We start from the raw sequence: 18,210 nt of genomic DNA on the forward strand, positions 1-18,210 counted from the left end.
GCGGCGTAAAGCTGCGGAATCGGCGGAAAAGGAAGGAATTCATGGCACAGGACGAGGCAGCCCCGAAAACAGGGTCGCGGGACGCGGAAGTGCTGGTCGCAGGGGGCGGCATGGTGGGCCTGGCCTTCGCCGTGGCCCTGGCCGAGGCCGGGCTGGAGGTCGTGGTGGTCGACCACATGGATCCGGCGCAGTTCCGTGAGGAGGCCTTCGACGGCCGCTCCTCGGCCATCGCCCGGGGCTCGCAGCAGGCCCTGGAGGTGTTGGGGCTGTGGCAGGACATGCTGCCGGCGGCCGCGCCGATCCTCGACATCCGCATCTCCGACGGGCGTTTAGGCACCTTGCGGCGCGGCGGCGCCTCGGCGCTGCACCTGCACTTCGCCAGCGAGGACGTGGCGCAGGATACGCCGGAGGCGGGGGCTGCCCCCCGGCCGCTGGGCTACATCGTCGAGAACACGGCGATCCGGCGCGCCGGCCTGGACAGGGTGCGTGACTTGAAGACCCTCGATTTCCGCGCGCCCGCGCAGCTCGCCGGGGTGACGCGCGGTTCGGGCGGCGTCGAGGCGCGCCTGGCCGACGGTTCGGTGATCAAGGCGCGCCTGCTGGTCGCCGCCGACGGGCGCCGCTCGGCCCAGCGCGAGGCGGCGGGCATCAAGGTGATGGAGATCGACTACGGCCAGACCGCCATCGTCGCCACCGTCGCCCACAGCCGGCCGCACCACGGCGTGGCGCACGAGCATTTCCTGCCTTCGGGTCCCTTCGCCCTGCTGCCGATGACCGATGCCCCCGGCGAAAGGAAAGAGGGCGAGAAGGGCGAGACGGTACACCGCTCCTCCCTGGTGTGGACGGAGAAACGCCACCTGGTGGCGGCCATGATGGCGGTCGACGACGCGGCCTTCGCCGCGGAGCTGCAGCGCCGCTTCGGCGACTCCCTGGGCCGGCTTTCGCTGTGGGGCGGGCGGCGCTGGTCCTATCCGTTGTCGCTGCTGCACGCCGAACGCTACATCGACACGCGCCTGGCGCTGATCGGCGACGCGGCGCACGGTATCCACCCCATCGCCGGGCAGGGCCTGAACCTGGGTCTGCGCGACGTGGCGGCGCTGGCGGAGTGCATCGTCGATGCCCGCCGCCTGGGCCTCGACATCGGCAGCGCCACGGTGCTGGAGCGCTATCAGCGCTGGCGGCGCTTCGACAACATGGCGCTCATCGCCGCGACCGATTCCCTCAACCGGCTGTTCTCCAACGACCTGCCGCCGGTGCGTCTGCTGCGCGACCTGGGCCTCGCCGCGGTGAACCGCGTGCCGCCGCTGAAGCGCTTCTTCATGCGCCACGCCATGGGCCTGGTCGGCGATCTGCCGCGTCTGGTAAAGGGCGAAGCGCTTTAGTCAAAGAAAGTCAAGGGCGGGGAAGGTCAAGGGCGGGACGTTCTAGATCTCCCGGCCCAGCAGCGCCTCTTCCAGGGGGAAGGTCGACAGCAGTTCCGCGCCGTTCCCGGTGATCAGCACCTGCTGCTCCAGTTTGACACCCTCGTGGCCGCCTTCCTCGCCGATGTAACTCTCGACGCAGACCGCCATGCCGGCCTCGAAGACACCGTCATAGCCGGCGGCGTCGTAGTCCTGCAGGTAGACCACGGCGGGATACTCGTCGCAGAGGCCGACGCCGTGCACCACGACGGAATAGCGGTTGGCAGCGCAGCTTGCCGGCAGCTTCCAGGCGCGCTCGGCCAGCTCGCGGTAGCCGAGGCCGGGTTTCAGGAGTTCCATGTTGAACTGGATCTGCTCGGCGGCCAGGCGGTAGAGGCGGCGCTGCTCGTGGCTCGCCTTGCCGTCGCCGCAGAGGAAGGCGCGCGAGACGTCGGCGCAGTAGCCGTAGGGGCCGATCATGTCACTGTCGAAGCTGACCATGTCGCCGGCTTCGATGATCCCCTCGCCGCATTCGTGGAACCAGGGATTGCTGCGCCCACCGGCGGCCAGCAGCCGGGTCTCGATCCACTCGCCGCCCTCAGCGGCGTTCACCTGGTTCAGGATCGACCACAGCGCGTTCTCGCTCATGCCGGGGACGAGGGCTTCGCGCATCGCGCCCATGGCCCGGGCGCAGACGGCGACCGAGGCGCGCAGGCAGGCGATTTCTTCCGGCCCTTTCAGGCGGCGCGCGCGCTCCAGCACTTCCTGGCCGTCGAAGACCTCGATGCCCTCGGCCCGCAGCGCGGCTATGCCGCGGAAGTCGCACTTGTCGACGGCGAGGCGCCGGTTGCCGGCGCCGTGGCGGGCGACCAGGTCGGCGATCTCCGCCGCCCAGCGCCCGGCGAGTTCCGCGCCCCGCTCGCCGGCGGCGAAGTAGTGCCAGGCCACGGCGGGGCGCACCTCGGCAATCACCTCGTTGCCGGCGGAGAGGTGGCTGCAGTTGTGAAAGTCGAAGAGCACCAGCGGCCCTTCGGCGGGCACGAAGACATAGCGCACCGCGTTGTGCAGGCACCACACCGCCATGTTGCGGGAGTCGCAGGCGTAGCGGACGTTGATGGGGTCGTAGAGCAGGGCGCCGGCGTAGTCGCGTGCCGTCAGCTCATCGCGCAGCCGCGCCAGGCGCCAGGCGCGCAGCGCCGGCAGGTCGATCTCACGGTCTGCGAGACGTTCGGAATTGAGGCTGTCGGGCGCCATGGCACGGCCTCCCCTTGACTGATGCGGCGCTTCAGCTTCGCATGTCTTGGGGGCAAGCCGTCTTGCCGCCCCGCGACACGGGGCAGGGCGGAATTACGCTAGCGATCGGGTTTGCGTCGGGCGTTAGGGATCGCGGCTGAGGCCCTTGGCGGCCAGGTTCTCGAGATAGGCCTGCCAGAGGGCGTCCTGGTCGCGGCCCAGGCGGTAGAGGTACTGCCAGGAGAAGATGCCGCTGTCGTGCAGGTCGTCGAACTTGATGCGCACCGCGTAGTTGCCCACCGGCACGATCTCCATGATGCCGACGTGGCGGCGTCCGGCGACGGTCTGCTTCTGGCCGGGCCCGTGGCCCTGCACCTCGGCCGAGGGGCTCTCGACGCGCAGCAGTTCGGCCGGATAGGTGAAGCTCTCGCCGCTGTCGAAGGCGACGTGCAGCGTCTTGTCCCCGGCGCTGTAGCGGATCTCCGTCGGCCAGTGCTCGGTGTCGAAGCCCTGGGCGGACTCTTCCTGCAGGACCTTGCCTCCAGACGCCGAATTGTCAGTCATCGATCTGGCGGGCCTCGTCGACCAGCATGATCGGGATGCCGTCGCGGATCGGGTAGGCGAGATGCGCCTGGCGGCTGATCAGTTCCTGCGCCTCGGCATCGTAGTCCAGCGGCCCCTTGGTCAGCGGGCAGACCAGAATTTCCAGCAGCTTGGGATCGACGGTGTGGGTCATGGGCTTGTCCTGACGCCCCCTTCGGGGGCCTTGGGGTCAGTGGTGCTTGCTCTCGGTCGCGCCGTCGTGGTCGTGGGTGGCCATTTCCATGATGGCGGTCAGCGCCTCGGCGCGCTCGGTGAGCGTCATGGATTCCAAGAGCGCCTGCTTCTCCGGCGCGCCCAGCGGGCAGATCATCGCCAGCGAGGTCACCAGGCGCTCGTCGCTGGTCTGCTCGATGGCTTCCCAGTCGCCTTCGATGGAGTTGGCCTCGAAGTAGGCGTTCAGCACCTTCACCAGGCGCTCTCGGTCGATCTCGCCCTTGTCCTCGCTCATGTCCTCGGCGAAGCGCGTGTAGTCCGGCTCCACCAGGCGATAGCTGCCGGACGGCAGCTCGCGCGTCACGTCGAAGCGGATGAGGCCCGACAGCGTCACCAGGTAGCGACCGTCGTCGGTTTCGTTGAAGGAGGTCACGCGCCCGACGCAGCCGGTCTCGTAGACCTTCGGCGTCTCCTCGTCGCGGCACTCCTCGCAAGGCTGGATCATGCCGATCAGCCGGTTGCTCGCCATGGCGTCGTCGAACATCGCCAGGTAGCGCGGCTCGAAGATATTGAGCGGCAGGCGCCCGCCGGGCAGCAGCAGCACGCCTTCCAGCGGGAAGATCGGTAGGACCTTCGGCAGGTCTTCGAAAGCAGGATCGAAGGCGGTGCGGCTCATGAGAACATCTGGCTATGCCAACCGGGGTCAGGCGAACAGCAGGGAGGACAGTTGCCGCCGGGTCTCGATGGTCAGCGGATCGGTCGGCCCCCAGGCCTCGAAGAAGGTGACCAGCTGCTTGCGCGCGCCTTCCTCGTTCCAGTTGCGGTCGCGGCGGATGATCTCCAGCAGCTCGTCGGCGGCGGCCTGGCGCTGGTTGGCACCGTGCAGGGCCATGGCCAGGTCGAAGCGTGCCTGGTGATCGTTGTGGTCGGCGGCGACCTTTTCCATCAGCTGCGGGATCTCGCCGGCATCGGCGGCCTGTTCCTGCAGGTTGATCTGCGCGGCGACCGAGGCGAAGGCGGGATCGGCGCGCATCTTGTCGTCCAGGCCCTCGTAGACCTCCCGCGCGGTGTCGAGATCGTCCTTGGCCAGGTAGCAGGCGATCAGCCCGGCCAGGGCCGCGGCATTCTCCGCGTCGTGCTGCAGCACCTGGCTGTAGATGGCTGCGGCGGTGTCGGCATCGCCGGCTTCCAGCGCCCCCTGGGCCTGCTCGAGGGCCTGCTCGATGGGGCTCGGCCCCTGGCCCGCGGCACCGGCCTGGCGCAGCCGCTCGACGAAGGCCTTGATCTCGCTTTCCGGCTGCGCGCCCTGGAAGCCGTCGACCGGCTGGCCCTGGAAGAAGGCGTAGACCGTGGGGATCGACTGGATGCGCAGCTGGGCGGCGAGCTGCTGGTTCTCGTCGACGTTGATCTTGACCATGCGCACGGCGCCGCCGGCTGCCTTCACCGCGTTTTCCAGCATCGGGCCAAGCTGCTTGCAGGGGCCGCACCAGGGCGCCCAGAAGTCGACGATCACCGGCACCGTCATGGAGGCGTCGATGACGTCGTGAGCGAAAGCCTGCTGGTCGCTGTCCTTGATGGCGTCGGCGCCGGCCTGTCCTGCGCCCCCGGGGCCGCCAGGGCCGTTGGGTCCGCCGATGATCGGTTCCATACCTATGTTCCGTTCTGACTGCTGAATTTACGTCCCGCCGCCGGGGTTTCCGGCCGCCGTGGACAGTTCCACACCATAAATGGCGGCTTTCGGGTCCGAGGGCAAGCCCACCCGCCCCAAAGGGGCCGTTTCCCGGGGCCTTTCGGGCCTAGCCGGCGGCGCCCATGTCCAGCATCTGGGGGGCGTGGCCCTCGGCTTCCAGGAAGCGGACCAGGTTCTCGGGCGAGACCGCGGTGGTCATGGTGTTGACCAGGGGGTGGCAGTTCACCGGCCCGCCGTCCATGACGCCCGTGTCCAGCACCATGGTGACCTCGTGGTTCTTGTCGTTGATCACCGCGAAGGGGGTTACCGAGCCCGGCAGCACGCCCAGGTAGGTCATCAGGCGCTCGGCGCTGCCGAAGGAGAAGCGTCCGGCCTCCAGGCGCTGGCCCAGGGCCTTCAGGTCGACCTCGCGGTCCTCCAGGCAGGTGACCAGCCACATCCTGCCCTTCTTGTTGCGCAGGAAGAGGTTCTTGATGTGGGAGCCGGGCAGCTCGCCGCGCAGGGCCTTGGCCTCCTCCACCGTGAAGACCGGCGGGTGGGTCACGGTCTGGGCGGTGATGCCCAGCTCTTCCAGGCGCGCCAGCAGCGCCTCGGGCGAGGTCGGCAGGGTGGCCTCAGCGCTCTCAGTCTCGGACATGATCGTCTACCTTTTCCGGTGCTTTTTCCAGAACCCCTTCGCAGCCTGGGGCCGTAGCAGACTGGCGGCGGTTTGTCACCCTGCCGGGCGCGATTCGGGCCGCTCTGGAGCCGGTTTTCCCTCTATTTTCCGGGCTTTTAAGTCTTGAGTAGCACTCAGCGCCTAGTCTGGTCCCCGGCCCTTCCCGGGGTGGCTTCCGGCCGCCTCAATGAGGGGCTTGCAAAGTCCTCAGAAAGCGGGTATCCACCCGCTCTCCGGTGCGGGCGTAGCTCAGGGGTAGAGCACAACCTTGCCAAGGTTGGGGTCGTGAGTTCGAATCTCATCGCCCGCTCCAATTTCCCGCCTTTGGGCGGGGTAAGTGCAGAAAAGGCGGCCTTCGGGCCGCCTTTTGCGTTTCTGATTTCCGTGCTTGAGAAGCCGCCGCCGACCGATTCGCCCCGTCCTTCCACAAGCCTTGAGCCCCTGCTGGATACATAGGAAGACGTTCTCTTGCCCGCAGGGGCGAGCAGCAAGCCCGGGGGTTTCTGGAGTGCATGCCGGATCAACCGGCCGAGAGTGAATCAAGGCGGGGCCGATGCTAAGCTGCCGTAAGAATGGGGTCGGTACCGCCGATTGGGTGCGCCGACGGCGATCTGGCCTGACTTGATGGCAAAATGAGCAACGCGTTCCAGATTTGGCGGATCTCGCGCGAGTCGCAAAACCCATCGCTGACCATTTGTCCGGTGAAAGAGCTTTCGAACCAGCGATGAAAAATGAAAACTTGCCGGCGCTGCGATACGTGCTTTCCGCAGGCAGAACGGGCACCGTTTTTCTCGAGCGGCTGATGAACCGCCAGTTTGCCGGGACGGTTACCGCGGCCCATGAGCCCGCCGAGACCCGCTATCAGATGATGCTGGGTAATCTTCGCAACGACTGGGGCCTCGGCGGAGGCCTTCTCAAGTGGCTGTTCGAGCGCGCGCGGACCGCGCGTGTTGATGAAGCCGGCGGCGTCTACGTCGAGATCAATCCCTTTCTCTGCGCGATTACCGACCTCTTGCCGCAGCAGGGCCGGCCGCTGAGGGTCGTGCATGTGGTCCGCGACCCCGCGAGCTGGGCACGCTCGATAGCCACATTCAAGGCCTCAGACCGCTATCGCGCGGTCATCGACTGGCTCCCCTTTGCACGGCCTTACCCTTCACCGCGGCCCGCCGGCTGGAGAGCATGCAGCGACTACGAACGCGCTCTGTGGCGCTGGAACTGGTGCAATCAGCGGATCCACAACCTGCGCGCCCAGACGACCAGCTTCGCACTCGTGCGCTATGAAGACCTTTTCTCCCAAGATGAAGCGGTCCGCGCCGTCGCGTTTCAAGCCATTTCAGATTGCCTCGACTTGCCCGGTCTGCTGGAAGCGGGACCCGCCGACTTGAACAACAAGGAAAACCCCTACGCATGGGTCGGTCAGCCCGGTGACCGGCAAGCGGCTGGGCGGATTTGCGGCGTTCTGGCGCGTCAGTGCGGCTATGATTATTAACAGGCGCAAGCTGCTCCTGGCGGGGCTGATCAGTGCGGGCGCCCTCGCCTTGTTGCTGCATCTGGCGGACTTCACCTTTCTCGATCTCGAGCGGCGAAATCTCCCTTGGCTCGCGGGGCTTCTTTGCGCACACCTGGTGATGATCACCGGCAGGGGAATTCTGCTGCGCACCCTGGCACCGAGGGTCGATCGCGCCGGGCAGCTGTGCTGGGTTCAACTTGCCGCACGTCACCAAGCTGTTTTCACCCTGGCTCCAAGCGGGTTCGGCGATCTCGGCTTTCCGCTCCTGGCCAAGCACATCACGGGGCTGGCCGGTAGCACCGCATTGCGGATCATCGCGCAGTGCCGGCTGCGCGATACGATAGCCCTGGCGGCGATCGGACTCCTGGGCGTTGTCCTCATCGGTATCCCCGTTGGTTTCGGGTGGCCGGTCATCCTATTCACCCTTCCGCTGATCTGGTTCGCCGACGAGCTGGCGGTGATTTTCCTGCGTGTCGTCACCTTGGCTGTCCCGAAGAGCCGGATCGCAACCTTTCTCCGCGAGGCGGCGCGCCAGGAAGACGTATCCCTTCGGGATCGCATGGTGCGGACCCTTCTGGTCGCGCTGGTGTGGAGCGCCGCGCTCGCCGGGGTCATGGCGGCTTTTCGTGTCCTCGGACTGCCGATCGGGCTGGGAGAGGCGATGCTCTTTATCGCCGCGGTAAACTTGGCCGGTGCCTTGGCGATCTCTATCGCGGGCCTCGGTGTTACCGAGGCAGGCGCCACCGCCGCGCTGGTCGCTGTCGGCATCAAGCTTGATGAGGCGGCATCCATCGCCTTGCTTGTCCGTCCGCTGCTGCTTGTTTCGGTCGTTCTGTCAAGCCTTGCTCTGGACTTGTCGATCGCAGCGATCAGGGTGCGGCGGAACGCCGGCGCTTCCACGCCGTGATTCGAAACAGCGGAATACCAAAGGGCACAGTTCGCTGCCGAACCCTCTGAAGATGACGGGCGGCATCGCGCTCTATGTCAAAGATCGTCGTAAGATGGTAGTCGCCTTGAAAGCCGGCAACGCGGCGACCTAAACGGTAAAACGCGTTTTCGGTGGGACCTGAGAGTATGAGAGTGCCGTCTGGAGCCAGGCGCTCGGCCAGCGCAGCTAAGAGATCGGCATAGTCTTCATTGTGTTCCAGAGAATCGATGGCGAATACGGCATCGTACCCGCCCTTGGGCGCCTCCTCCAGAGTCACGCGGTGGGCGCGCTCGTTGTTCGCGAGCAGGTAGTTGGCCGCGGCGGCGTCCTGTTCCACGAAATCATAGTCGCCGGCGAACTTCAGGAGATGTGATAGCTCGCCGACAGACGACCCGAAGTCCAGGACGCGGCGGCAGTCGGGTACGAATTGTGCCGCCAGCTCGGCTGCAACGAACAGCCTCTGCCAGCTCACGAAGGCGGCAAGGAAGTTTGAGTGCAGATAGGAGGGAACGCAGGACTCTTCCCATTCAGCGAAATTCTTCTCTACGTCGATGGCATGGCGCAGGACGCGCCGGCGTTCGCGGATGTGGGAAAGCATGGACGTCATGATCTCTCCGACCCGTCATGATCATCTGTTGCCAAGGTCTTGAAGCGGTTGATGCGGGGGTGGATCGGAGTTCGCGGCGTACGGGCGACATCGTGATGGGAAAAAGCCAGCAAGAGCTGAAAGCCAAGCAACAGGGGCGTGACGCTCAGCATCACCGTCCCCGTGGTCGCAGGCTCTCCAGAGCGTGCACTTTCCATCCAGGTGAGCGCCCCGAACATCGCTCCCGAAAAGCACAGCGCCGCTCCGCCCAGTAGGTAGAGCGAGGCGATGTCGAAGCCTCTCAGGAAGTAGTTGTAAAAGAGACGCTTCGTAAAATTGCGCAGATGCAGGAAGGGAAAGGTAATCAGCGAATGCCCGATATTCAGGTGGCTGTCTTCGTTGCCGTAACGGGTCTCGATCGGCTGCTCGATGACTCTGGCGCCAAAGGAATTGAGCCTGAAGAGCATGTCGGACTCGAAGAAGTATCTTTCATGCAGTTTTTGCAGCGGCAGGATGGCCGCCACATCGGCGTGTATGGCGGTGAATCCGTTCGTCGGATCGGAAACGTTCCAATAGCCCGAAGAAACCCGCGACATCAGAGTCAGCCCTGCATTGCCGAACAACCGGAGACCGGGCATGGCGCGGACCCGTTCTATGTCGAAGAAGCGATTGCCCTTAACGTAGTCGGCCTCGCCGCTCAGGATCGGGGCGGCCATGGCGGGAATGAATGCGGGGTTCATCTGATTGTCGCTGTCCAGCTTAACGATCACCCGTGCACCTTTCTCGATCGCACGGAGGTAGCCGGAAATCGTCGCCGCACCAACACCTCTGTTTTTCTCATGGCGAAGGACCTCGACACGCTTCTCCTGCGAGGCCAGTTTGCGCAGGACGTCGATCTGGTTGTCTCCGCTGGCGTCATCGACACAGATGATTGCGCCGACCTCTCCAGGCACAGCCCTGACGACCTCTTCGATCGTTCCCGCGCTGTAATAGCAGGGGATGACGACGGCGATGTCGGCGCCCTTGTTTCCCTGATCCGCTTCGCTCATCGCCTATTCCTTCTTGCGCCTGAATGCAGCGAACCCCTTCGGCGCGGAGGGTAGCTGCTCATAGTTGCGCCAGGTCGCTTCGAATGCCGCCTGCTCCAGATAGAAATCCAGGAAGTCGAATCTGCTGCTGCCGATCGCGTGACGGAAGTCCTGCTCGTCGACCAGCACGAGGTCCGGTGCCAAGGCCAGGTCGCGCTGCAGGGCTTCACGCGCTTTCTTCTCCGCAAAAGCCAGGGTTGCGGGATCGGTATCTCCTCCTGACTCTCTCAGACGAACCACGGCGGGCAGGAATATCGCACTGTTGCTTGCCGAAGCCCAGGTCCGCTCGGCGTAGAGCGCTGTGGGAAAGCCCGGGTAGGGATGAGTCGAAATGGCGAGAAATGAACCGTCTTCCGGTACGTTCGCCTTCACGAAAGAGATTACCGAATGAATTTGCTGACCGAATTTTCCGTCCTCGGAGCGGGCCTTGAGTCTGAAGATCGATTCCGCCATGTCCTGTGTCAGGAAGATGGTCACCAGGCCGATGGCCAGGAACTTCCAAGGCTTGCCCAGGCCGGGAATTCCGATGACGGCGGCAATCGCCAGCAGAGCATAGGCCGGGTAGACATGGTAAGTGTAGTACTTCGCCTGCAATGCGGCAGCGCCGAAGAACCCGATTGCTGCCAAGACCAGCACAACGCCGCGCGGCGAGGGGTTGAAGCGCAGCACGATCAAGGCAGCTAAAGCCGGCAGAGCGAACTTCTCGGCAATCGGCATCGCAAGGCCGCCGAGCGACCGCGCAAAAGCCCAGTACACGCGCGAGATGTCCGGTGCTACCTCGAACAACCAGGGCCCTGCCAGCACAAACAGAGCGATCGCATAGGCGACGATGGCGAGGATGGCGCCCAGCGCTTCCGGGCGAAACAGGTTCGACAGCGACCGCGTGCGCCACCACAAGGCTGCTTCCAGCAGGAGAGGCACGAGGACGAAATAGGGCTTGAAAGCGACGCCGACAGCGGCGGCCGCGCCCAGGACGAGGGCCCCGATGGGAGTGATCGGCCGTCCCTCCATGCGGTGGGCGACGGCAAAGAGGTAGGGAAGTAAAAGCAGGACCGCCAGGTGCTCGCGTTGGCCGAAATCCCTGTCGACTGCGACGGCCAGAAGGTAGACACCGAGCACCACGAAAAGCGCCTGCTCAGCTAGGGACGCACCCTGGCGGGCGAGGAAGCGGTTCGACACGATGAGCGCAGCGCCGATGCCCAGCGTGACCAGCAGGCGGAAGCAGGGAATAACCGGAAGCCCTGAAAAGTCGGAGAGCAGGTTGGGGATCATGGAGATCCACCAGATCAGTGGTGGATTGGCGGTGATGATGTCCTGCCCGAACTCCGCGCCGCCCAGCATCAGATCCGATGAATAGAGGATCCAGCCGACGTCGTGGTTCAGATAGACTGACGCCTGCCCCAGCAGGCCGGCGGCGAGAACAGCCGTCGGCAGCGCGATGAAAACGATGAGCCGCACTGGTTTCTGCAGGTTTTGTGAGTCCTCCGTAGTCCCTTGCAAGAAACGCTCCTGCCCTGATCGTGGTCCAAGCGGCCGGCGGCGTGGCTTCCGCAGCGCACAGACAAAGCATCATACATTACCGACTCCGGCGTTTACGAAATATGAGTTGATTGCGCCGCCTGGCGGTAGCGGTCCAGCCTGTCGGTTGCTCAGCAATCATTGCGGTGAATGCAAAAAAGGCGGCCTTCGGGCCGCCTTTTGCGTTTCCGGGTGATCTCCGGGCCGGGGCTCAGGGCGCTTCATCGGCTTCGGCGAAGGCGGCGAATTCCTCGCGCAGCCAGGCCTCGAACTTCTGCACCTTGGCGGTCTTGGGGCGCTGCGCCGAGGTCACCAGCCAGTAGGCGTAGCCGGTCTTGTGGCGGCCGGGAAAGGGCGCCACCAGCTGGCCCTCGGCGAGGGCGTAGGCGGCCAGGGTCGGCCAGGCCAGGAAAACGCCCTGTCCGGCGATGGCCGCCTGCAGGCAGAGGCCGGCGTCCGAGTAGAGCGATCCCTCGGTCAGCTCCAGGCCGCTCAGCCCTTCCGGCGCCAGCCAGGCCTCCCAGGTGAACATGGCGCCGCGGTCGCGCAGCACCGGGATGCTGGCCAGGTCCTCGGGCCGCGTCAGGGTCTCGGCAAGCGCCGGGCTGCACAGGGGAAACACCACCTGGTCCAGCAGGTGCGCCGCCGTGACGCCGGGCCAGCCGCCGCTGCCGATCCGCACCGCCAGGTCGATGTCGGCATGGTCCAGGTCGACCAGCCCGGTGGAGGCGTCGATCCGCAGCCTCAGTTCGGGCGCCCGTTCGGTGAAGCGGCTGAGGCGCGGGACCAGCCACTTGGCGGCCAGGATCGGCGGCACCGAGACGGTCAGGGTGTTGGCCGTTTCGTCGCGGCCGAGGGCCGCCGCCGCGGCCAGATGGCGAAAGCCCTCCTGCAGGTGCGCCAGCACCTGGCGGCCGAAGGCGGTCGGCTCTAGGCCCTTGGGGCCGCGGACGAAGACGGCCTGGCCCAGCTGGGCCTCGGCCTTCAGCACCTGATGGCTGACCGCGCCCAGGGATACGCCCAGCTCCTCGGCGGCCGCGGTCAGGCTGCCCAGGCGGCCGGCGGCCTCCACCGCCCGAAGCGCGTTGAGATACAGGCGCGACAGCTCACTCATATAGAAAATTTATATGAGTTCAGGCAAAAACGGCAGTGAAATAGGTATGAGCCTATTTCAAAATTATAGGCATGGTTTGGAGCATTCAGATCCCCTGGCTGCCTTGGCCCGGCCTCCCCCGGCGGCCGCGGCACGCCCGGCGGCCGGCCGGCGGGGCGGGGGGCGCCGCCCGGCGGGGGGGGCCGCTCTCGGCCCCCGGCCCCCCTGGGGGCGTGCCGGGGGAGCTGGACGACCTGCCCATCGACCCCCGTGCGCTGGCCGACGAGTAGGTATATTGTCTCTACCTAGACGGTGTGGCGCAGGTGGAAGGACTTGGGCCGGGTCAGCATCTCGTAGCCGACCTGCGACAGGGTGGCGCCGCGCCCGGTGTCCTTCACGCCGGTCCAGGCCAGCATGGGGTCCAGGTAGTCGGCGCGGTTCATGAAGACGGTGCCGGTCTCGACCTCGCCGCCGATGGCCTCGGCCGCGGCCAGGTCCCGGGTCCAGATCGAGGCGGTGAGGCCATAGGCGGAGTCGTTCATCAGGCGCACCGCCTCCTCGTCGCCCGAGACCTTCATGATGCCGACCACCGGGCCGAAGCTCTCCTCGGTCATGACCGACATGTCGTGGGTGACGCCGGTCAGCACCTGCGGGGCCAGGTAGGGCGTGTCCGGCTTGTCGGCGGGGAAGTCCTTGGGGTCCAGGTGGGCGGTGGCGCCGGCCTGCACGGCGGCGGCGATCTGGCCGCGCACGAAGTCGGCGGCGGAGGTCTTCACCATCGGCCCCAGGGTGGTCTCCGGGTCCAGCGGGTCGCCCAGCACGTAGCCGCGGGTCAGCTCGACGAACTTCTCGACGAAGGGGTCGAAGAGGCTGTCGTGCACGTAGACGCGCTCGATGCCGCAGCAGGATTGGCCGGAATTGAAGAAGGCGCCGTCCATGATGTTCTCGGCGGCGAAGTCGATGTCGGCGTCGGCGCGCACATAGGCCGGGTCCTTGCCGCCCAGCTCCAGCCCGACGCCGATGAACTGCCCGGCGGCGGCCTGCTCGATCACCTTGCCGGCCTCGACCGAGCCGGTGAAGTTCACCTGGTCGGCCAGCCGCGCGGCGATGATCTTGCCCACCTGGCCGTGGCTGAGGCAGAGGTTGGTGAAGAGGCCCTCGGGCAGGCCCGCCTTGTCGGCCGCCTGCTGGAAGCGCTCGCCCACCAGCAGGGTCTGGGCGGCGTGCTTCAGCACCACGGCGTTGCCGGCCATCAGCGCCGGGACGATGGAGTTCACCGCCGTCAGGTAGGGGAAGTTCCAGGGCGCGATGGTCAGCACCACGCCCAGGGGCTCGCGCTTGATGTAGCGCTTGAAGCCGTCCTTGGGGTCGGGGACCACCGGGGCGAGGGACTGCTCGGCGATGCCGATCATGCCGCGGGCGCGCTCCTCGAAGCCGCCCAGCTCGCCGGCGCCGAACTTCACCGGACGGCCCATCTGCCAGGCCAGCTCCGGGATGATGTCGTCCTTCAACGCCAGCATGGCGTCGGTCAGCGCGCTGCAGTAGCGCGCGCGCTCGGCGATGGGCAGGCGCGCCCAGTCGCGCTGGACCAGGCGGGCGCGCGCGAAGACCGCCTCCACCTGGTCGTCGCCGGCCACCGGGCGGCGGGCGTATTCGCTGTTGTCGACGGGGGAAATGCAGATGGTCTCGGTCACGGTGGAACTCCCAGAACAACCCCTGTTGGGAACTCGGCTGCCCGGAAACGTTCTCCGGGGCCGTCCCTCTCTTCATGATGCGGCGGTTCGATAGCACGACTTGACCCGCTTTTGCATCGCTCACGCGACGCAGGGCGGCTATGCGTTCAGCTACTCAATCGAAACGGAAGGCCGAGAGCGCGACTTCCATGACCCGGTCGGTGAAGTCGCGCCGCCCGGGGCCGCCGGCGCCGGCCGCCACCATGAGGGGAAGCAGGTGCTCCTCCTGCCCGCGCGGGTGGGACTGCAGGCCGCCCGGCGCCTCGGCCCAGGCGTCCAGCGCTTGTGCGCGGGCCGCCGGATCGGCGGCGTTTGCCGTCAGCCAGGCGTCGAAGCTCTGCGAAGGCGCGGTAAAGCGCGGATCGCCGTAGCCGCGCATGTTGTGGAAGCTCATGCCGGAGCCGAGGATCAGCACGCCCGCCTCGCGCAGGGGGGCCAGGGCGCGCCCGGCGGCCAAGTGCGCGGCCGGGTCCAGGTCGGCGCGCAGCGACAGCGCCACCACCGGCACATCGGCCTCGGGGAAGACCAGCTTCAGCGGAATGAAGACGCCGTGGTCGAAGCCGCGCCTGGCGTCTTCGGCGGCGGGCAGCCCCGCGTCCTGTAGCAGCGCGGCGACCCGCGCGGCCAGCGCCGGGTCGCCCGGGGCCGGATAGGTCAGCTGGTAGGTGTGCGGCGGAAAGCCGTAGTAGTCGAAGATCAGCTCCGGCGCGGCGGCGCTGGTGACGGTGAAGGTGGGCGCCAGCCAGTGGGCGGAAACCACCAGCACCGCCTTGGGGCGCGCCGGCAGTCCGGCGGCGAGGCCGCGCAGGTAGGCGGCCATGCGGTCCCAGGCGTCGGGCGGCGTCCAGTCCATGAAGAAGCAGGGGCCGGCGCCGTGCGGCAGGAAGAAGCTGGGCAGTGGTGGGGCGGTGTCTTGCGGCATGGGGCCTCGCGCGGCGGGAAGACTTCAAGATATAGGCGCGGGCGCGGCAATTGCCATGCCGGCCCCGTTCCACCTCTCAAGGTCGTTTGACACGCCCATTTGACAGGCGGGGGCAAAGCATCGGACAAAGAAGGACCCCTTTCCCGCCGAGAGGTCATGTCATGTCCCAGTCACGCCTGCCGCTCTGGCAGCGTCTTCTCATCACGGTTCTGGTGATGCTGGCGGCGAGCTATATCGCCGGCCTGATCTGGAACGCCGTCTTCGGCTTCGCCCTGCCGCCCTATGTCGCCGGGGTCATCGGCGGCTTGAGTGCGATCCCGGTTTGGGACCTGCTGCAGCGTATCCGCCCGAACGGCTGAGCCTTAGGGACCTAAGCCGCCTCGACCGTCTCCAGGATGGCGTCGCGCACCGCTGTGACGCGCTCGCGCAGCTGGCCGAGCTCACGGGCGCTGCATTGCGTGGCGGCCAGGACCGACTTCGGCACCTGCTTCGCCTTCTCGCGCAGCCGCCGTCCCTTCGGGGTCAGGCGGATGGTGACCTGCCGCTCGTCCTCGCGGCTGCGCTCGCGGCGCAGCAGTTCCGCGGTCTCCATGCGCTTGAGCAGCGGCGTCAGGGTGCTGGATTCCAGCATCAGCTGGGCGCCCAGGCTGCCGACGCTGCGGGCGTCCTCTTCCCACAAGGCCAGCAGGACCAGGTACTGCGGGTAGGTCACGCCCAGGCGGTCCAGCAGCGGCTTGTAGGCGCGGTTCAGCGCGTGCGCCGTCGAATAGACGGCGAAGCAGAACTGCTCGTCCAGCCCCAGGGAGTCGGTCTTCTTCGCGGCCATGAGTCGTCTCCGAGAATCCATTCTTCTCCTCAAATATATGCGCCAATAGATCGCGCGCAAGCTAATCGCGCAGAAAATACATGTTGCTTATCAGGGTGTTGCGAAAAAGTTGGATTATGCCTATTGCACGATTAGATCGCGCACGACATATATTCTGCATCCCAAGGCGGAATGGCTCCGCCGGAAAGGCAGAACAGGAGTACGCGAGATGAAGGTTCTCTACACGACCGAAGCCAGCGCCACCGGGGGCCGTACCGGCTCCGCCGCGACCAGCGACGGCGCTTTTTCCGTTGCCCTGACGACGCCGAAGGAGCTCGGCGGCCCGGGCGGCGAGGGCAACAATCCCGAGCAGCTCTTCGCCGCCGGCTACTCGGCCTGCTTCCTGGGCGCGGTGAAGTTCGTCGGCGCCCAGAAGAAGGTGAAGATCGCCGAGGACAGCAAGGTGACCGCCACGGTCGGCATCGGTCCGCGCGACGACGGCGAGGGCTTCGGCCTGGATGTCGCCCTCGCGGTCAGCCTGCCGGGCCTGGAGCGTGACGTCGCCCAGGCGGTGGTCGACCAGGCGCATATCGTCTGCCCCTACTCCCACGCCACCCGCAACGGCCTGGATGTGCGCGTGACCCTGGTTTAAGGCCGCAAGGCCCCCTAAGTAAGGAATGACAGACAGACGCAAGGCCGGGGCGCGGCAGGAACCCGTTCCGGCTTTTGCGTCACTTGCCGTTACCTGAAGGGAGGACTGCGCGATGGCCGAAACCGTTCTCATCGTCGGCGCCGGGGCGGGGCTCAGTGCCTCGGTGGCGCGGCGCTTCGCCAAGGATGGGGCGCAGATCGCCCTGGCGGCGCGCAATACCGACAAGCTGGCCGACCTGGCCGGGGAGCTGGGGGCCGGGGTCTATCCCTGCGACGTCACGGAGCGGGCGGCCGTTGATGCCATGGTGGGCGCGGTGACCCGGGACCTGGGCGTGCCGGACGTGGTGCTGTTCAACGCTTCGGGCCGCCAGCGCGGCCCCTTCACCGAGCTGGACCCCGAGGCGGTCAAGCAGGCCCTGCTGGTGTCCTGCTACGGCGGCTACCTGCTCTGCAATGCCGTGGTGCCGGCCATGCTGGAGCGCGGCAGCGGTACCATCCTGCTGACCGGCGCCTCGGCCAGCGTAAAGGGCTATCCGCGCTCGGCGCCCTTCGCCATGGGCAAGTTCGGCCTGCGCGGCCTGGCCCAGTCCCTGGCCCGCGAGCTGCAGCCCGAAGGGATTCACGTCGCCCACTTCGTCATCGACGGCGGTATCCGCTCGGCGGCGCGCCCCGACGACGGCCGCGACGCCCTGCTGGATCCCGACGCCATCGCCGAGACCTATTTCCAGGTCGCCCGCCAGCACCGCTCGGCCTGGACCTGGGAGGTGGAGCTGCGCCCCTGGGTCGAGAGCTTCTAGCCCCACCTCTCCATTCAGTCTTCAGGCGGTGAAGCCCCCGCCCCTAGGCGGTGAAGCCCCCGCCCCTAGGCGGTGAAGCCGTTGTGGATGGCTTCCAGCTTGTTGCCGAAGGGATCGCGCACGAAGGCGGCATAGACGTCGGCCTTGGGATAGCCCGGGCGCGGGCCCGGCGCGCCCTCGTCGCTGCCGCCGTTGTCGAGCGCGGCCTTGGAGAAGGCGTCGACCGCCTCGCGGCTGGCGGCGGCAAAGCAGATGTGGGTGCCATTGCCGGCGCTGGCCGCCTGCTTGTCGAAAGGCAGGATGATGACGAACTGCGGCACGCTGGTGCCGTAGGCGGCAAGCCCGTCCAGGGCGGCCAGGCAGTCGCAGCCCAGCGCCTTCATCACCGGGTCGTAGAACTTGCGGGCGGTTGCGATGTCGGGCACGCCGACGCTGGCATGATCGATCAGGGTCATGGTCGTTTTCCTATATTGAAAGGGAACAAGGGTCAGGGCGCGACGACGATCTCGCCGCGCATCATGGGGTGGAAGGCGCAGAGGTAGGCGAAGTTCCCGGCGGCGCCGAAGCTGGCGCGAAAGCTTGCCTGCCTGGCAAGCTCACCGCTGTCCCAGGCGCCGTCCACGTCGCTGGCGGTATGCGGGGCGAGATCCAGGTTCACCCACTCGACGCTGTCGCCGGGGCGCACCTCCAGGCGCTGCGGCCGGAAGGCGAAGTCCTCGATGATCACGCGGTGCAGCCTGGGCGCCCCGCCGCCGGCGGCGCCGGAAGAGCCCGGAAGCCCCCCCGACACCGGCCCGGCGACCAGCAGGGCCAGCAACGCCGTGACGGCGATGCGCGCCATG

21 protein-coding genes and 1 tRNA gene are annotated in these 18,210 nt (G+C 66.8%); 7 read left to right on the plus strand and 15 right to left on the minus strand.

Annotated elements, in window-relative coordinates; genetic code table 11:
• Positions 1-41 precede the first annotated feature (41 nt).
• Positions 42-1,382, plus strand: coding sequence for a UbiH/UbiF/VisC/COQ6 family ubiquinone biosynthesis hydroxylase (locus H7X47_RS01440; protein WP_193366828.1), 1,341 nt, complete (start codon positions 42-44; stop codon positions 1,380-1,382).
• Positions 1,383-1,424: 42 nt separating this feature from the next.
• Here H7X47_RS01440 and H7X47_RS01445 read toward each other — a convergent pair whose 3' ends face one another.
• From H7X47_RS01445 to H7X47_RS01470, 6 genes are all read right to left on the minus strand, one after another.
• Positions 1,425-2,654, minus strand: a complete 1,230-nt coding sequence (locus H7X47_RS01445) for a M24 family metallopeptidase (RefSeq protein WP_193366829.1) — start codon at positions 2,652-2,654, stop codon at positions 1,425-1,427.
• A gap of 123 nt (positions 2,655-2,777) precedes the next feature.
• Positions 2,778-3,197 (minus strand): gamma-butyrobetaine hydroxylase family protein, encoded by a 420-nt coding sequence (locus H7X47_RS01450; protein WP_193366830.1) that lies wholly within the window; start codon positions 3,195-3,197, stop codon positions 2,778-2,780.
• A complete protein-coding gene (locus tag H7X47_RS01455) occupies positions 3,190-3,369 on the minus strand; it encodes a Trm112 family protein (RefSeq protein ID WP_193366831.1) in 180 nt (59 codons plus the stop codon). Before H7X47_RS01455 ends, H7X47_RS01450 begins: the two co-directional genes overlap by 8 nt.
• A gap of 36 nt (positions 3,370-3,405) precedes the next feature.
• Positions 3,406-4,065, minus strand: a complete 660-nt coding sequence (locus H7X47_RS01460) for an LON peptidase substrate-binding domain-containing protein (RefSeq protein WP_193366832.1) — start codon at positions 4,063-4,065, stop codon at positions 3,406-3,408.
• A gap of 27 nt (positions 4,066-4,092) precedes the next feature.
• The gene (trxA, locus tag H7X47_RS01465) at positions 4,093-5,037 is read right to left on the minus strand and encodes a thioredoxin (RefSeq protein ID WP_193366833.1); all 945 of its coding nucleotides are present in this window, start codon (positions 5,035-5,037) and stop codon (positions 4,093-4,095) included.
• A 148-nt stretch (positions 5,038-5,185) separates the two neighbouring features.
• Positions 5,186-5,716, minus strand: coding sequence for a prolyl-tRNA synthetase associated domain-containing protein (locus H7X47_RS01470; protein WP_193366834.1), 531 nt, complete (start codon positions 5,714-5,716; stop codon positions 5,186-5,188).
• A gap of 259 nt (positions 5,717-5,975) precedes the next feature.
• Between H7X47_RS01470 and H7X47_RS01475 the strand changes: the two genes are divergently transcribed.
• The 3 genes from H7X47_RS01475 to H7X47_RS01485 all read left to right on the plus strand — a co-directional run bounded on the left by H7X47_RS01475 (position 5,976) and on the right by H7X47_RS01485 (position 8,154).
• Positions 5,976-6,050 (plus strand) — tRNA-Gly (locus H7X47_RS01475).
• A 411-nt stretch (positions 6,051-6,461) separates the two neighbouring features.
• Positions 6,462-7,226 carry a hypothetical protein gene (locus H7X47_RS01480; RefSeq protein ID WP_193366835.1) on the plus strand — a complete coding sequence of 255 codons (765 nt, stop codon included), beginning with the start codon at positions 6,462-6,464 and terminating at the stop codon, positions 7,224-7,226.
• Positions 7,162-8,154, plus strand: a complete 993-nt coding sequence (locus H7X47_RS01485) for a lysylphosphatidylglycerol synthase domain-containing protein (RefSeq protein WP_193366836.1) — start codon at positions 7,162-7,164, stop codon at positions 8,152-8,154. Before H7X47_RS01480 ends, H7X47_RS01485 begins: the two co-directional genes overlap by 65 nt.
• Here H7X47_RS01485 and H7X47_RS01490 read toward each other — a convergent pair.
• The 6 genes from H7X47_RS01490 to H7X47_RS01515 form a co-directional block, all read right to left on the minus strand.
• A complete protein-coding gene (locus tag H7X47_RS01490; RefSeq protein ID WP_193366837.1) occupies positions 8,117-8,782 on the minus strand; it encodes a methyltransferase domain-containing protein in 666 nt (221 codons plus the stop codon). The genes H7X47_RS01485 and H7X47_RS01490 overlap by 38 nt on opposite strands.
• Entirely contained in the window at positions 8,779-9,810 is a 1,032-nt protein-coding gene (locus H7X47_RS01495) for a glycosyltransferase family 2 protein (protein ID WP_193366838.1), read from the minus strand. Before H7X47_RS01495 ends, H7X47_RS01490 begins: the two co-directional genes overlap by 4 nt.
• A 3-nt stretch (positions 9,811-9,813) precedes the next feature.
• The gene (locus tag H7X47_RS01500) at positions 9,814-11,307 is read right to left on the minus strand and encodes a hypothetical protein (protein ID WP_193366839.1); all 1,494 of its coding nucleotides are present in this window, start codon (positions 11,305-11,307) and stop codon (positions 9,814-9,816) included.
• 271 nt (positions 11,308-11,578) lie between these two features.
• Positions 11,579-12,481, minus strand: a complete 903-nt coding sequence (locus H7X47_RS01505; protein WP_193366840.1) for a LysR substrate-binding domain-containing protein — start codon at positions 12,479-12,481, stop codon at positions 11,579-11,581.
• A 284-nt stretch (positions 12,482-12,765) separates the two neighbouring features.
• A complete protein-coding gene (locus H7X47_RS01510) occupies positions 12,766-14,154 on the minus strand; it encodes an aldehyde dehydrogenase family protein (protein ID WP_193366841.1) in 1,389 nt (462 codons plus the stop codon).
• A 154-nt stretch (positions 14,155-14,308) separates the two neighbouring features.
• A complete protein-coding gene (locus tag H7X47_RS01515; RefSeq protein WP_193366842.1) occupies positions 14,309-15,115 on the minus strand; it encodes a DODA-type extradiol aromatic ring-opening family dioxygenase in 807 nt (268 codons plus the stop codon).
• Between the two features lie 161 nt (positions 15,116-15,276).
• Between H7X47_RS01515 and H7X47_RS01520 the strand changes: the two genes are divergently transcribed.
• Positions 15,277-15,474 (plus strand): DUF1129 domain-containing protein, encoded by a 198-nt coding sequence (locus H7X47_RS01520; RefSeq protein WP_193366843.1) that lies wholly within the window; start codon positions 15,277-15,279, stop codon positions 15,472-15,474.
• A gap of 11 nt (positions 15,475-15,485) precedes the next feature.
• On the opposite strand, the gene H7X47_RS01525 is transcribed toward H7X47_RS01520, so the two are convergent.
• Positions 15,486-15,941, minus strand: coding sequence for a MarR family winged helix-turn-helix transcriptional regulator (locus H7X47_RS01525; RefSeq protein ID WP_227010113.1), 456 nt, complete (start codon positions 15,939-15,941; stop codon positions 15,486-15,488).
• Between the two features lie 208 nt (positions 15,942-16,149).
• On the opposite strand from H7X47_RS01525, the gene H7X47_RS01530 reads away from it, so the two are divergent.
• Both H7X47_RS01530 and H7X47_RS01535 read left to right on the plus strand, forming a co-directional pair.
• The gene (locus tag H7X47_RS01530; RefSeq protein WP_193366845.1) at positions 16,150-16,572 is read left to right on the plus strand and encodes an organic hydroperoxide resistance protein; all 423 of its coding nucleotides are present in this window, start codon (positions 16,150-16,152) and stop codon (positions 16,570-16,572) included.
• Positions 16,573-16,684: 112 nt separating this feature from the next.
• A complete protein-coding gene (locus tag H7X47_RS01535; RefSeq protein WP_193366846.1) occupies positions 16,685-17,368 on the plus strand; it encodes an SDR family NAD(P)-dependent oxidoreductase in 684 nt (227 codons plus the stop codon).
• 65 nt (positions 17,369-17,433) lie between these two features.
• Here H7X47_RS01535 and H7X47_RS01540 read toward each other — a convergent pair whose 3' ends face one another.
• The gene (locus H7X47_RS01540; protein WP_193366847.1) at positions 17,434-17,823 is read right to left on the minus strand and encodes a VOC family protein; all 390 of its coding nucleotides are present in this window, start codon (positions 17,821-17,823) and stop codon (positions 17,434-17,436) included.
• Between the two features lie 32 nt (positions 17,824-17,855).
• Positions 17,856-18,209 (minus strand): cupredoxin domain-containing protein, encoded by a 354-nt coding sequence (locus H7X47_RS01545; RefSeq protein WP_193366848.1) that lies wholly within the window; start codon positions 18,207-18,209, stop codon positions 17,856-17,858.
• Between the last annotated feature and the right edge of the window lies 1 nt (position 18,210).

This window comes from Pelagibius marinus (assembly GCF_014925385.1).
Lineage (GTDB): Bacteria > Pseudomonadota > Alphaproteobacteria > Kiloniellales > Kiloniellaceae > Pelagibius > Pelagibius marinus.

What these genes read in the sequence shown, in the direction of transcription:
- H7X47_RS01470 (WP_193366834.1), bottom strand. Translation starts at nt 5,716, where the DNA reads ATGTCCGAGACTGAGAGCGCTGAGGCCACCCTGCCGACCTCGCCCGAG.
- H7X47_RS01490 (WP_193366837.1), bottom strand. Translation starts at nt 8,782, where the DNA reads ATGACGTCCATGCTTTCCCACATCCGCGAACGCCGGCGCGTCCTGCGC.
- H7X47_RS01530 (WP_193366845.1), top strand. Translation starts at nt 16,150, where the DNA reads ATGAAGGTTCTCTACACGACCGAAGCCAGCGCCACCGGGGGCCGTACC.
- H7X47_RS01545 (WP_193366848.1), bottom strand. Translation starts at nt 18,209, where the DNA reads ATGGCGCGCATCGCCGTCACGGCGTTGCTGGCCCTGCTGGTCGCCGGG.
- H7X47_RS01460 (WP_193366832.1), bottom strand. Translation starts at nt 4,065, where the DNA reads ATGAGCCGCACCGCCTTCGATCCTGCTTTCGAAGACCTGCCGAAGGTC.
- trxA (WP_193366833.1), bottom strand. Translation starts at nt 5,037, where the DNA reads ATGGAACCGATCATCGGCGGACCCAACGGCCCTGGCGGCCCCGGGGGC.
- H7X47_RS01515 (WP_193366842.1), bottom strand. Translation starts at nt 15,115, where the DNA reads ATGCCGCAAGACACCGCCCCACCACTGCCCAGCTTCTTCCTGCCGCAC.
- H7X47_RS01505 (WP_193366840.1), bottom strand. Translation starts at nt 12,481, where the DNA reads ATGAGTGAGCTGTCGCGCCTGTATCTCAACGCGCTTCGGGCGGTGGAG.
- H7X47_RS01440 (WP_193366828.1), top strand. Translation starts at nt 42, where the DNA reads ATGGCACAGGACGAGGCAGCCCCGAAAACAGGGTCGCGGGACGCGGAA.
- H7X47_RS01480 (WP_193366835.1), top strand. Translation starts at nt 6,462, where the DNA reads ATGAAAAATGAAAACTTGCCGGCGCTGCGATACGTGCTTTCCGCAGGC.
- H7X47_RS01525 (WP_227010113.1), bottom strand. Translation starts at nt 15,941, where the DNA reads ATGGCCGCGAAGAAGACCGACTCCCTGGGGCTGGACGAGCAGTTCTGC.
- H7X47_RS01455 (WP_193366831.1), bottom strand. Translation starts at nt 3,369, where the DNA reads ATGACCCACACCGTCGATCCCAAGCTGCTGGAAATTCTGGTCTGCCCG.
- H7X47_RS01450 (WP_193366830.1), bottom strand. Translation starts at nt 3,197, where the DNA reads ATGACTGACAATTCGGCGTCTGGAGGCAAGGTCCTGCAGGAAGAGTCC.
- H7X47_RS01520 (WP_193366843.1), top strand. Translation starts at nt 15,277, where the DNA reads ATGTCCCAGTCACGCCTGCCGCTCTGGCAGCGTCTTCTCATCACGGTT.
- H7X47_RS01445 (WP_193366829.1), bottom strand. Translation starts at nt 2,654, where the DNA reads ATGGCGCCCGACAGCCTCAATTCCGAACGTCTCGCAGACCGTGAGATC.
- H7X47_RS01540 (WP_193366847.1), bottom strand. Translation starts at nt 17,823, where the DNA reads ATGACCCTGATCGATCATGCCAGCGTCGGCGTGCCCGACATCGCAACC.
- H7X47_RS01495 (WP_193366838.1), bottom strand. Translation starts at nt 9,810, where the DNA reads ATGAGCGAAGCGGATCAGGGAAACAAGGGCGCCGACATCGCCGTCGTC.
- H7X47_RS01535 (WP_193366846.1), top strand. Translation starts at nt 16,685, where the DNA reads ATGGCCGAAACCGTTCTCATCGTCGGCGCCGGGGCGGGGCTCAGTGCC.